The sequence below is a fragment of the Acidimicrobiales bacterium genome (assembly GCA_016716005.1).
Classification (GTDB): domain Bacteria; phylum Actinomycetota; class Acidimicrobiia; order Acidimicrobiales; family JADJXE01; genus JADJXE01.
On sequence record JADJXE010000001.1, the window covers coordinates 41369 to 53665 of the forward strand.

Here is a 12297-nt window from a genome sequence, read left to right on the forward strand (position 1 = left end):
TCGAGCCAACCCGAAGGTGCGGTGATCACTCGGGCTGGAGGTCCCGCGACCGGAAGACCCCCAGGCCGGCGACACCCAGGACGACCCCGACGGACACCAGCGCGATCGCGGGCCCGACGGCCGGGTCGACGGCGGGGACGGCCGCGACGTGATGGAAGGGCGAGAGGTCGAGCAGCCAACCCGGGGCGTCGAGGTTCTCGCCGATGAAGTCGAGCAGGAAGAGCCCCACCGCGAGCCCGATGCCCAGGCCGCTGGTGAGCCGGGGCGCCGCCGCGAACACCAACAGCGTGAGCCCGCCGAAGAACACGGTGACGGGCAGGGTGTTGACCGTGGCCGCGGCGACCCCGCCGACCGTCACGTCGGCGCCGCGGACGGCGGCGCCGGCCCAGGCGGCTGCTCCCGAGCAGGCGGCCACCGCGGCCACGATCAAGGTGGCGCCCGCCACCCGCGCCCCGAACCACCTCGCTCGGGTCACGGGTCGCGCGAGCAGGTTGTCGAGCCGCCCGCTCGACTCCTCCTCGTGCATGGCGCCCACCAGGGTCACGGCGAGGACCGACAGCACGACCATCATGAAGACGAAGAGGAAGCCGAGCAGCCCGTCGGCACTCGTCATCCGGGCGCCGCCGATGGCGATCTCGGCGCTGAGCCCGACGTCCTCGCGGGCCCACGCCACCACGTCGGGGACGAGCAGCCCGAACAGCAGCATCAGGCTGCCGAGCCCGATCCCCCAGGCCGAGGCCATGGCCCGGTTCGAGCGGACCGTGAAGGCGAACGAGGAGCCGAGGAGGCGCAGCGAGGGGCGCCCGGCGTCGGCGATCGCCAGGACGCTGGCGCCCAGGTCGCGGCGAGCCCGGAGGGCGACGGCGAGGCCGGCGAAGACGAGGCAGGCCGCGACCAGCAGCGCGAACGGCACCAACGACGGCCCGGTGAGCGGCTGGGTCCGCCCGGCCCAGCCCAGCGGTGTCACCCACACGAGCCAGCGGACGTCGCTGGCGGCGCCGGCCGCCGTCCGCAGCACGAACGAGGCGGCGAGCACGAGCCCCGTCCAGGCGGCAGCCTGCCGTCGGGTGACCGCCACCTGGGAGGCAACGGCACCCATCGTTGCGAACACCAGGCCGGACAGCGCCGTCATGGCGCCGAGCATCGCCGACCCGCCCACGGGCAGCCCGCCGGCCACGGCGCCCACGGCCAGCACGCCGCCGATGAGCACGAACCCCCCGGCCAGGGTGCCCAGCTGGATCGCGAGGAGCCGCGGGGGCCGCACGGTCCCCGTCGAGATCAGCTCGACCCGCCCCGACTCCTCCTCGCCCCGCAGGAGGCGGGTGGCCGCCAGCAACCCCCAGATGCCGGCCAGCAGGGCGAGGCCGGTGCCGTACCGCCACTGCACGAAGCCGCCGGGCGTGTCGAGGGCGACGCCCGGTCCGTACAGCGCTCGGAAGGCCGGGTTGTCGCCGACCGACGATGCGAACAGCCGACGGTCGGCGGCGCTCGGGTAGGCGGCGATGTAGCCGGCCGACATGGCCGTGATGGAGAAGCCGAGCACCGCGGCCCACGCGATCGAGCCCCGGCGGGTCAGCCGCCAGGCCAACCACGCCACCCGGCCGCCCCCCCGCGCGGGCGTCGGCTCAGGCGCTGTCACGGCCCTCGCCGTAGTAGGTGAGGAACACCTCTTCCAGCGACGGCTCGTGGCTCTCGAAGTCGACGACGTCGCAGTGGGCCAGTGCGTCGAGCAGCGGCTGAGGCTGGCCGCGCAGCTCGAAGCGCACCGTCGAGGCCTCCCTGGTGACCCCGGTGACCCCCGGCACCCGGCTGAGGTCGGGTGGTGGGCCGGCGAAGTGCACCTCGACCGAGCGGATGGCGAGATGCCGCAGCTCGTCGAGCGTGCCGAGCTCCACCAGCCGGCCGTTGCGCAGGATGCCGACCCGGTCGCACGCCCGCTCGACCTCCGACAGTATGTGCGACGAGAGGAACACCGTGCGTCCCTCGTCGCGGACCTCGGCCACGCAGTCCCGGAACGTGACCTCCATCAAGGGGTCGAGCCCGGTGGTGGGCTCGTCGAGGAGGAGCAGCGGCGGCCGGGTCATGAAGGCGGCGATGAGCCCGATCTTCTGGCGGTTGCCTCGCGAGTAGGTGCGCCCCTTCTTCGACGGGTCGAACTCGAATCGCTCGCACAGCTCGTCGCGATGGGCGCGGTCGTAGCCGCCGTGCAGGTTGCCCAGCAGGTCGAGCATCTCCACGCCGCGGAGCGAGGGCCACACCGCGAGCTCACCGGGCACGTAGCCGGCGCGGCGGTGGACCTCGATCATGTCGGCCCACACGTCGAAGCCCTCGACGCGGGCGCCGCCGCTGGTCGCCCTGGTGAGGCCCAGCAGCATGCGGATCGTGGTGGTCTTGCCGGCCCCGTTCGGGCCGAGGAAGCCCATCACCTCCCCGCGGCGCACCTCGAGGTCGAGGCGGTCGACGGCGACGAACGAGCCGAACCGCTTGGTGAGCGCCGTCGTCTCGATCGCGGGCCTGTCGACCATGGGCGCCTCCCTGACGGCCGTCGGTGGCCCCATGCTAGGGAGCCCGGCCGCCGCCGCCCGACGCTCGTCAGGGGGCGCGGGAGGGTGACCGCAGGGCGCACCCGAGGCCACCGGCATCGGGTGCCGGTGCGGGATCACCCACGTGCTGCCCCCGCGCGGAGCTGCCGGTGGGCCTCGCGTGCGGTGATCGCGACCAGGGCGAGGGCGACGGCCGTGAGGACGACCGCGGCGGCGAGGTGCCGGCCTCCGACCGCGACGAAGGCCACGATCGCGACCGCGCCCACCGCCCGCTCGACGAGCAGGGTGTGGGTGGCCCGGGCGTTGCCCAGCACGAACCCGACCAGGAACAGCGCGAGCCCGCCGGCGATCGCGGCGCGACCGAAGGCGTCGAGCGGATCGGTGGGGTGCAGCAGCGCCTCCTCCACCCCGACGGCGAAGACGATCACACCGGTGACGATCGGGAGGTGCCCGAAGGTGTAGAGGTCGCGGGCCAGGTGGGCCCGCTGGCGGTGGTCGGGCGTCGCAGCGAGACGCCGTTCGGTCGCCTTGCTCACCCAGCCGAAGTAGGCCCACCACAGCGTGGCGACGACGGCGAAGCCGGCCACCGTGGTGGCCGTCCGCGCCGGCGAGGGGTCGAGGTCGCTCAGGGCGGCACCGGCAGCGATGACGGACTCACCGAGGGCGATGATCACGATGAGCGCGTGGCGCTCGGCGAAGTGGGCGGGGGAGACCCGGAACTCGCCCCGCCCGGCGTTGAGGGCGCTGACGACGTCGACGGCGACGGCCGCGAGCCAGACCCACGGTCGGACGCTCCCGGGGGCGGCGCCCCCGACGAGGACCAGGACCGGGGAGATCACCGCGATCGGCAGGAACGTGCGGAGCGCGGCCTGGTGGGCGCGATCGTGGCGGAGGCCGGCCCAGTACAGGGCGAGCCCGGCGAGGCGGACCGCGACGTACGGGACGGCGAAGCGCAGCCCGGTGTCGCCGAACGCGGCCGGGATGGCCGCGGCGGCGAGCAGGGCGACGCCTGTGACGCCCAGCACGGCGAGCTGGACGGGCCGCCGGTCGAGGTCGATGGCGTTGCCGGCCCACGTGTACTGCGACCAGGCCCACCAGACGAGCCAGGCCAGGAGGGCGGCGTGGGCCCATCCCGAGGCGCTGTGGTCCGCGTGGAGGGCCGAAGCCAGCTGGGTGATGGCGAAGACGAAGACGAGGTCGAAGAACAGCTCGAGGTACGAGGTGCGCTTCGTGTCGTGATCGGTGTCGCTCATGGCCGGCCCTCACCGCCGCAGCAGCGCGAAGGCGATGTCGGGTCCGTGCGCGAGCGAGTACGCCAGGCGGATCCAGATCGTGGCGAGGTGCTCGAGATCGCTCGACGCGCCCAGCGGCCCGGCGTCGACCGGGTCGAACCCGAGCTGCTCCGCCAGTGCCATCGCGACCTGCTTGGCCTCGGCGTCGTCGCCGGTGACGAGCATGACCGGGGTGCCCCCGGGGTAGGCGGGGTCGGCCAGGTTCCCCGATCCCGTGGTGTTGAACGCCTTGACCACCCGCCCGCTGCCCGTCCAGCGGGCCACGAGCTCGGCGCCCGACAGCTCGGGGTGCCGGTCGAGGTCGCGGGCACCGGCGGCGAGCGGGTTGGTGGCGTCGATGACGACGGCGTGGCCGACGTCGAGACCGGGGAGCACGGTGCTCGCCGCGTCCCAGGGCAGCGCGACCACGACGACGTCGGCGCCGACCACGGCCCGGTCGACCGTGGCCACGGCGCCGAGGGCCTCGTGCCGGGGCTCGGCGGGGTCGCGCACCCCGTACACGACGTCGTGGCCGGCGGACCGGGCGCGCCGGCCCAGGGTGGCGCCCACCCGGCCGGCGCCGATGACGGCGATGCGCATCGGGTTCTCCCCTCAGGTCAGACGCCGAGGGCGTCGATCGCTGCGGACACGGGGGCTCCGCGTGCTCGTGAGCAGGTGCGGAAACCCCCCATAACCATACACTACTGGATTGTATTGTTCACCGGTACGATGGTGGCCGTGGGCGAACCCGCTCGTGGACGGCCTCGCGACACCGACATCGACGCCCGGGTGCTCGACGTCGCTCGGCGGCACCTGGCCCGACACGGCTACGAGGCCATGTCGCTCGTCGCCGTGGCCGAGGAGGCGGGCACGACCCGCCAGGCGCTCTACCGGCGGTGGCCCACCAAGGCCGATCTGGCCACCGCGGCGATCGCCGCGATGGCGCGTGCCGCCGCCCCTGAGCCCACCGACGACCCCTTCGCCGACCTGGTGCGCGAGCTCGAGGCCTTCCGCCACGGGATCAGCCGCCCCGACGGCCTGGCCATGGTGGGCACCATGTTCGTGGGGTCGACCGATCCGCAGCTGGTGGCCTTCTACCGGGAGCGAGTGGTGGCGCCGCGCCGTGCGCGCCTCGGCGCGGCGCTGGAACGGGCCCTCGATGCCGGCCTGCTCGACGCCGGTGCCGACGTCGACACGGCGCTCAACACCCTCACGGGGAGCTGGTACGCGCGCGCCCTCGCCGGCGACGACCCGCCCGCTCGCTGGGCGGAGCGGGTGGCCACGCTCGTCTGGCGCGGCCTCGGTGGGCGCCCGCCGACGGCGGCGGGCACGCCCGGAGCCCGGCCGGGCGCCGGTGAGGGCCGCGCCCGACGCCCGGCCCGCGGGGGCCGCTAGCTCGACCCGAAGGGGCCGCCGGGGCCGAAGGCCAGGGCGGCGAAGCGCTCGCCGATCCGCCGGTAGCCGGCGGGGTTGGGGTGGAGGCGGTCGTACAGGTCGGCCTCGTCCTCGCGCCCGAACAGCCCGAGGCCGTCGAGGGCGTACAGGTTCGAGTCGCCTGCCCCCTGTCGCCTGAGGACGGTCGCCGTGATCGACTCGCGCACGAGGCGGCCGGTGAGTGCGGTGAGGGCGATGGCCTCGGGGACGTCGACCGTGGCGAAGGTGCCGTCGTGGCGCGGCACGGTCGGGCCCGGCCGATCCTCGACGAGGGGACACCACACGGGGGAGACGACCAGGAGCGGGGTGGTCGGGTGGCCCTCGCGCACCGTGTCGAGGAAGCCGTCCAGGGCCGGTCCGAACGTGCGGGCGGACATCGACGCGGCGTTGAGCAGGTTGATGCCGACCTTGAGGCTGATCAGGTCGGCGGGCGTGTCGCGGATGGTGCGGGCCACGAAGGCGTCGAGGTGGCACTGGCCGGCGAACCCGAGGTTCGTCACCTCCACGCCGGCGGCCGTGGCCGCGATGAAGGGCCAGCTGGCGCTGGGCCGGTCGACGTCGAGGCAGTGGCTGATCGAGCTCCCGTAGTGGAGCCACGTACGCGACCGGTGGCCAGCTGGCGTGACGGTCGCCCCGTCGGCCACCCGCAGCTCGACCAGATCGACGCTGGCGTCGGTGGGCAGCCAGATCTCGCAGTCCTTCTCGCCGCCGCCGAGGCCCTCGAACCGCACGGTCGCCACGCCACCGGCGTCGAAGCCGACGACGTCGCGCCGCATCGGCTCGATGTGGATCACCGACGGGTCCGGGGCGCGGGCGAGCGACCGCACGGTGCCGTCGACGACGAGCTCGAACGCCGGCGCCACGAAGGGCCGGCCGGACAGGTGCACGGCCGTGGCGTGGGCGTCGAGCTCGAGCCACGGAGAGCTGGTGCGCAGGGCGACCCGGACCCCGGACGACATGGCCACGGTCGCCTCCATCATGAGGTCCGGGATCTGCGGGCGGGTCCACCGAGGCAGCCGGCGCGGCGTGACGCCCTCGCCGGCCCGGTCGAGGTCGAGCGCCCCCCGGATCTCCACCGGGCCCTGATCGAGTGCCAGCCGCTGCATCGAGGCCTCCCCCGCAGCGCATGCTAGGGGCCTCGGCCCGAGGCGGCGGCCGGCCGGAGCGCCGGGCCGGGGTGGCGGCCGGGATGGTGGCGGCCACCGGCGCCTACGCTCCCGCTGTGGCGTTCGATCCGGATCTGGGAACGGCGTTCGGCTTCGACGCCGACGATCTGGCGGCGAACATCGCCGGGCGGCTCTCGCCCGACCAGGAGCAGCTGGCCGCCCGCACGGTGGAGGTGTACGGGCGACAGCGCCGGCGGTCGTGGGTGCTGCTGGCCGTGGTGTTCGCGGTGGCGGTCGTCGCGCTGGTCGTGGGCATCGCGGTCTCCCCGGGCGGGGGCGTGGCCACGGCCGCGGTGGCCGGAGTGGCCCTGGCCTGGATCGCGTCGATCGTCCTGTACTTCATGCGGCGCGGCCGCCGCACGATCGACGCGTACCGCTCGCCCCGCCTCCGCGTCGCCCACGGGGTGCTCGCGCTGTCGCCCACGATGTCGGACTCGTGGGTGGCCGAGCTGGGTGACGTGACGCTGCCGCTCGACGGGATCCGGGCCCTGGCGTTGGAGCACGACGCGACGTATCGCGCGTACTACATCGACTCGCCCGACGGCGGCATCACGCTCTCGATCGAGAGGCTCTGAGCCGTGGACGTCGCCCGCACCCCCGACGACCGGTTCGCCGACCTCGACTGGCCGTGGGCCCCCCGGTACCTGACGCAGCCCGGCGGGCTCCGCCAGCACTACGTCGACGAACGCCCGGCCGGCCCCGAGCGGGGCACCTTCCTGCTGCTCCACGGGGAGCCCACCTGGGCCTACCTCTATCGCGACTGGATCGCACCCCTCGTCGCCCTCGGCTTCCGGGTGGTGGCCCCCGACCATCTCGGGTTCGGGCGGTCCGACAAGCCCACCGAGGACTCCTGGTACACCATCGCCGGCCACCGTGGCGCGCTCCGCCGGCTCGTCGAGCACCTCGATCTGCGGCGGATCCACCTGGTGGTGCAGGACTGGGGCGGCCCCATCGGGCTGTGCGCCGCCGTCGAGCAGCCCGAGCGCTACGCCCGGCTCTTCATCCTCAACACGTGGCTGCACCGCGACGACTTCGAGTACGGCGACGGGATCCGCTGGTGGCGGCAGGCGGCCCTCGACCCCGGGCAGCTCGGGGGCGACATGCCGACCGGCGGCGTGGTCGCCGGAGCGTTGCAGCGGCCCGGCCACGACGTCGACGCCGTCCGACGGGCCTTCGACGCCCCGTTCGTCGACGCCGCGGCCAAGGCGGGGGCCCGGCGGTTCCCGTTCTGCCTCCCGTTCGCCCAGCCCGAGCTGGGCGATGCCCGAGCCCAGGCGGCGGCCCGGGCCGCGCTCCAGCGATGGACCGCCGTGCCGATCCACGTCGCGTTCGGCGACGCCGACCAGGTCTTCACCTGGGCCTGGGCCGAGCAGTGGGCCGCGGAGCTGCCGGGCGCCACCCTCGACCGCATCGAGGGCGCGGGCCACTTCGTGCAGATCGACGCGCCCGACGACTGCCTCGCGGTCATCACGCGTCGCCTCGGCGGGTGACCGCCCGGGGTCGGGGCCGCCGTGCGCCGGAGGGGAAGAGGATGAAGGAGTTCCACGACGTCGACGAGCTCGTCGACCACCTGCGAGCGCTGGGTGGCACCCCCTCGGTGGAGACGGGGGCGTTCTCGGAGCTCGATCACGGGCTGCAGTGCGCGGCTCTCCTCCAGCGTGACCATCCGGACGACGTCGAGCTGCAGGTGGCCGGGCTGGTGCACGACCTCGCCCACCCCTGGGACGGGCCCGGTCAGCCGCGGCACGGCGCCATCGGGGCGGCAGCGGTGCGCCCCGTCCTCGGTGATCGCGTGGCCGCGCTGGTCGCCGGGCACGTGACCGCCAAGCGGTACCTCGTCACCGTCGATCCGGGCTATCGCTCGATGCTGTCGAGTGACAGCATCGCCACCCTCGCGGCCCAGGGCGGCGGTCTGAGCCCCGGCGAGGTCGAGGCGTTCCGGGCGCAGCCCGGCTGGGAGGCCGCGGTGCAGCTCCGCCGGGCTGACGACGGGGCCAAGGTCGCGGGCGCCGACGTCCCCGGCCTCGACCACTGGATCGACGCGATCCGGGCCGTGGCCGGCACCCGGGGCCACCGCTGACCACCGGGCGGCCGGTCAGAGCCTGGCGATGGCGTCGCCCCGGTGCAGCCTCCCGGGCTGCACGACCTTCGCGTTGAGGCCGCGCAGGCGGAGCTGGCGCCCGACGTCGGAGTTCACGAAGCGGAGGGCGTCGGGACCGAACCGGGCCGCGAACTTGGCGCAGCCTCGGTGCGGCTCGGCCGTGACCTCGATGACGGCCGAGCCCAGGCGCAGCCTGGTGCCCGCCGGCAGGTTCGCCTCGCTGAGGTCGAGATCGACGTAGAGCTGGTCGCCGGCCAGCGCCCACCGGTGGGGCTCGGGGGCGAGGAGGGCGATCACCCGGGCGTTCATGACGTTGAGCTGCATGTCGGGGTGAGCGGCACCGTCGGCGGTGCGAGTGCTTCCCCGCTCGAGCCAGGAGTCGCCGACCAGGCCGGTGTCGAGCCGGAGCTCGCCCTCGGAGATGACCTCCCGCTCGTCGACCGCAGGTCGGCGGACGATGAGCTCGACGGTCCCGACGCTGCGAGGCGATCGGCGGATCTGCTCGAGGCCGGCCTCGAGCTCGGTGGTCGATCGGTGGGTGGCCACGATGCCCAGTGTCGCCCGCCGGAGCCGGTCAGCGCCCGCCGCGCTCGCTGTCGAGCGACGCCATCTGGTGGGCGTCGTAGCGGTCGCCGGCGGCTGCGCCGGGCGGCACGGCCCGCTCGATGGCGTCGAGGTCGCCGGGCGTCAGCTGCACGTCGAGCGCGCCGAGGGCCTCGGCGAGGCGTTCGCGGCGGCGGGCACCCACCAGGGGGACGATGTCGGCGCCGCGTGACAGCGCCCACGCGATCGATACCTGGGCGACGGTGACCCCCCGCTCGCCGGCGACCGATCGGAGCGACTCGACCAGCGCCAGGTTCCGGTCGAGGTTCTGGCCGAGGAAGCGGGGGCTCCGCGCCCGGAAGTCGCCGGGTGTCACCGCTCGGTCGTTCGACCAGTGGCCGCTGAGGAGGCCCCGCGAGAGCACGCCGTAGGCGGTCACGCCCACGCCGAGCCGGCGACACGCGGGCAGGATGTCGGCTTCGATGCCCCGCGACAGGAGCGAGTACTCGATCTGCACGTCGGAGACGGGGTGCACGGCGTGGGCGCGGCGCAGGGTGTCCGGGCCGACCTCCGACAGGCCGACGTGGCGGACGTGCCCGGCCTCCACCAATTCGCTGATCGCCCCCACCGTGTCCTCGATCGGCACCTGCGGGTCGACCCGGGCCGGCCGGTACACGTCGACATGGTCGGTGCCCAGGCGGCGGAGCGTGTAGGCGAGGAAGCTCTTCACCGCCGCCGGCCGGGCGTCGAGCCCGCCGAACCCACCGCCCGGGTCGCGCAGGACCCCGAACTTGACGCTCAGCACCACCTGCTCCCGATCGCGGCCTCGCAGCGCCTCGCGGAGCAGCAGCTCGTTGTGGCCCATGCCGTAGAAGTCGCCGGTGTCGAGCAGCGTGATGCCGGCGTCGAGCGCGGCGCGCACGGTGGCGATGCTCTCGGCCTCGTCGGCCGGTCCGTACAGGTCGGACATCCCCATGCAGCCCAGGCCGATGGCCGACACCTCCGGGCCGGACGACCCGAGCCGGCGAGCGATCACGGCGACCTCCCCTTCGTCGACCGCACCAGCATCGCCCGTTCGCGCGAGGCTTGGCGTGCGGTCGGTGGACCGCAGGGGATCGCGGGGGTCTCATGGGGTACGACCGGCTCAGCCCGATGGACGTGCAGTTCCTCCACTTGGAGACGCCGCACGAGCCCCAGCACGTGGGTTCGCTGAGCATCCTGCAGGCCGCTCCGCTCCGCGACGACAGCGGCCGGCTCCGGATCGACGAGCTGCGGTTGCATGTCGAGAGGAGGCTGCACCGGGTGCCTCGCCTGCGCCAGCGGGTCATGCCGGTGCCGTATCGCCAGGGCCGGCCGATCTGGGTGGACGACGAGCGCTTCGATCTCACGTACCACGTGCGTCTCACGGCCCTGCCCCGCCCCGGCGACGAGGACCAGCTGATGGAGCTCACGGCGCGGATCCAGTCGCTCCCCCTCGACCTGGCGCGACCTCTCTGGGAGCTGTGGTTCGTCGACGGCCTCGAGGGCGACCGGGTGGGCCTCATCACCAAGGTGCACCACACCCTCGGCGACGGCATCGCCAACGTCGACCTCGCGCTGGCGCTGGTCGACACCGAGCCCGTGCCCCCTCCCGAACCGCCGCCCCCGGCGTGGCGGCCGTCGTCCCCGCCCTCGCCCAACCGGCTGCTGGTCGACACCATGCGGGAGCGCCTGACCCGCCCGTCCGAGCTCGCCCGCAACGCCATGGGCGTCCTCCAGGCCCCCCAGCAGGCCAGGGTGGTGCTGTCGAACATCGGCCAGGCCCTCTCCACCATGTCCACGCCGATCCGGCCGGCGCCGTGGAACGTGCCCGTGACGCGCCATCGCCGGTGGGCGGTGGCGCGGGTGCCGCTCGCCCAGGTCCGCCGCACCAAGGAGCGAACCGGCACCACGCTGAACGACGTCGTGGTGGCGGCGTGCACCGGGGCGCTGCGCGGCTTCCTCGTCGACGGCGGCGAGGACGTCGACGGGCGGACCCTGAAGGCGATGGTTCCGGTGTCACGGCGAACCGGCGACGAGCACGGCGCCACGCTCGGCAACCGGGTCTCGATGGTGATGGTCGACCTCCCGGTCGGCGAGCGGGATCCCCTCGCCCAGCTGACCTCGGTGCACGACCAGATCTCCGACCTGCGAGGCAGCGGGGTCACCGACGGCGCGCTCGCGATCCTCGCCATCGCCACCGAGATGGTGCCCTTCGACGGGCACGTGACCCGGCTGCTGGCCGCGCGCACGCCGATGAACCTGATCATCACGAACATCCCGGGCCCCCCCGTGCCGCTGTTCCTCCGGGGCGCCCGGCTGCTCGAGGCCTTCCCCTTCGTGGAGGTCGTCGACAACGAGGGGCTCACGATCGCGGTCGTCTCCTACGACGAGCAGCTGCTCTTCGGCATCACCGCCGACCGCGACGTGCTGCGCGAGCTGCCTGATCTCGCGGGCCGGATCGCCGACGCCTTCGGGGTGCTGGCCCGGGCCGCCCAGGTGACCGGCGCCGAGGAGGAAGCCACCGCCTGACCGTCGATGGCGCGTCGGGGCGCTGGGTAGTGTCCGGTGATGTCCTCGTTCCCCGCCGACATCTACACCGAGCCCGACGCCGACCCGGACACCCTCGCCAACCTCGGGCCCCTCGGCCCGATGGCCGGCGTCTGGACGGGCGCACCGGGGGTCGACGAGCACCCCGTGGTCGAGGGCACGGAGGTCGACGCCTTCGTCGAGCGCTACGAGCTCCAGCCCATCGATCCCCAGACGAACGGTCCCCAGCTCTTCTACGGGCTCCGCTACCACGTCCACATCGTGAAGCCGGGCGAGATCGAGACCTTCCACGACCAGGTCGGCTACTGGCTGTGGGAGCCGGCGACCAAGACGGTCGTCCAGACCCTCGCGATCCCTCGCGCCCAGGTCGCCATGGCGTCGGGACGGGCCGAGCCCGACGCCACGGAGTTCGAGCTGACCGCGGCGATCGGCAGCGAGACGTACGGCATCTGCTCGAACCCGTTCCTGCTCCACGCCTTCCGCACCGTCGAGTTCCGCATCCGCGTGACCGTCCACGCCGACGGCACGTGGAGCTACGACGAGGACACGGTCCTGGAGATCCAAGACCGCCCGGAGCCGTTCCACCACCGTGACCGCAACACCCTCACGCGGGTGGCTCCCCCCACCCCCAACCCGCTGGTGGCGGGGGCGGCTCCCCGCCCCTAGCCGAG

Annotated in this window: 13 protein-coding genes; 6 read left to right on the plus strand and 7 right to left on the minus strand. The window is 74.2% G+C overall.

The window, feature by feature from the left end; genetic code table 11:
* Positions 1 to 25 precede the first annotated feature (25 nt).
* From IPM45_00240 to IPM45_00255, 4 genes are all read right to left on the minus strand, one after another.
* Complete coding sequence (locus IPM45_00240) at positions 26 to 1597, minus strand: hypothetical protein (GenBank protein ID MBK9177994.1); 1572 nt, start codon at positions 1595 to 1597, stop codon at positions 26 to 28.
* A 28-nt stretch (positions 1598 to 1625) separates the two neighbouring features.
* Positions 1626 to 2558 carry an ABC transporter ATP-binding protein gene (locus IPM45_00245; protein MBK9177995.1) on the minus strand — a complete coding sequence of 311 codons (933 nt, stop codon included), beginning with the start codon at positions 2556 to 2558 and terminating at the stop codon, positions 1626 to 1628.
* A gap of 101 nt (positions 2559 to 2659) precedes the next feature.
* On the minus strand, positions 2660 to 3796 hold the full coding sequence (locus IPM45_00250; protein ID MBK9177996.1) for a low temperature requirement protein A: 1137 nt from the start codon (positions 3794 to 3796) through the stop codon (positions 2660 to 2662).
* A gap of 9 nt (positions 3797 to 3805) precedes the next feature.
* Complete coding sequence (locus IPM45_00255; GenBank protein ID MBK9177997.1) at positions 3806 to 4414, minus strand: NAD(P)-binding domain-containing protein; 609 nt, start codon at positions 4412 to 4414, stop codon at positions 3806 to 3808.
* 129 nt (positions 4415 to 4543) lie between these two features.
* Here IPM45_00255 and IPM45_00260 point away from each other — a divergent pair, with 129 nt between their 5' ends.
* Entirely contained in the window at positions 4544 to 5209 is a 666-nt protein-coding gene (locus IPM45_00260; GenBank protein MBK9177998.1) for a TetR/AcrR family transcriptional regulator, read from the plus strand.
* On the opposite strand, the gene IPM45_00265 is transcribed toward IPM45_00260, so the two are convergent.
* A complete protein-coding gene (locus tag IPM45_00265) occupies positions 5206 to 6354 on the minus strand; it encodes a lipase (protein ID MBK9177999.1) in 1149 nt (382 codons plus the stop codon). The two genes, IPM45_00260 and IPM45_00265, sit on opposite strands and share 4 nt — an antisense overlap.
* A 116-nt stretch (positions 6355 to 6470) precedes the next feature.
* On the opposite strand from IPM45_00265, the gene IPM45_00270 reads away from it, so the two are divergent.
* Genes IPM45_00270 through IPM45_00280 form a run of 3 tightly spaced genes read left to right on the plus strand, consistent with a single transcriptional unit; the run spans position 6471 to position 8494 of the window.
* A complete protein-coding gene (locus IPM45_00270) occupies positions 6471 to 6989 on the plus strand; it encodes a hypothetical protein (GenBank protein ID MBK9178000.1) in 519 nt (172 codons plus the stop codon).
* A gap of 3 nt (positions 6990 to 6992) precedes the next feature.
* Complete coding sequence (locus tag IPM45_00275; protein MBK9178001.1) at positions 6993 to 7904, plus strand: alpha/beta fold hydrolase; 912 nt, start codon at positions 6993 to 6995, stop codon at positions 7902 to 7904.
* Between the two features lie 41 nt (positions 7905 to 7945).
* The gene (locus IPM45_00280) at positions 7946 to 8494 is read left to right on the plus strand and encodes an HD domain-containing protein (GenBank protein MBK9178002.1); all 549 of its coding nucleotides are present in this window, start codon (positions 7946 to 7948) and stop codon (positions 8492 to 8494) included.
* 15 nt (positions 8495 to 8509) lie between these two features.
* Here the strand turns inward: IPM45_00280 and IPM45_00285 are convergent, their stop codons facing one another.
* Both IPM45_00285 and IPM45_00290 read right to left on the minus strand, forming a co-directional pair.
* The gene (locus tag IPM45_00285) at positions 8510 to 9061 is read right to left on the minus strand and encodes an MOSC domain-containing protein (protein ID MBK9178003.1); all 552 of its coding nucleotides are present in this window, start codon (positions 9059 to 9061) and stop codon (positions 8510 to 8512) included.
* Between the two features lie 28 nt (positions 9062 to 9089).
* Positions 9090 to 10034: an aldo/keto reductase gene (locus tag IPM45_00290; protein MBK9178004.1), complete on the minus strand. Its 945-nt coding sequence runs from the start codon at positions 10032 to 10034 to the stop codon at positions 9090 to 9092.
* A 152-nt stretch (positions 10035 to 10186) separates the two neighbouring features.
* On the opposite strand from IPM45_00290, the gene IPM45_00295 reads away from it, so the two are divergent.
* Together IPM45_00295 and IPM45_00300 are read left to right on the plus strand one after the other, a co-directional pair.
* A complete protein-coding gene (locus tag IPM45_00295; protein ID MBK9178005.1) occupies positions 10187 to 11608 on the plus strand; it encodes a wax ester/triacylglycerol synthase family O-acyltransferase in 1422 nt (473 codons plus the stop codon).
* A gap of 39 nt (positions 11609 to 11647) precedes the next feature.
* The gene (locus IPM45_00300; GenBank protein MBK9178006.1) at positions 11648 to 12292 is read left to right on the plus strand and encodes an FABP family protein; all 645 of its coding nucleotides are present in this window, start codon (positions 11648 to 11650) and stop codon (positions 12290 to 12292) included.
* Positions 12293 to 12297: the final 5 nt, after the last annotated feature.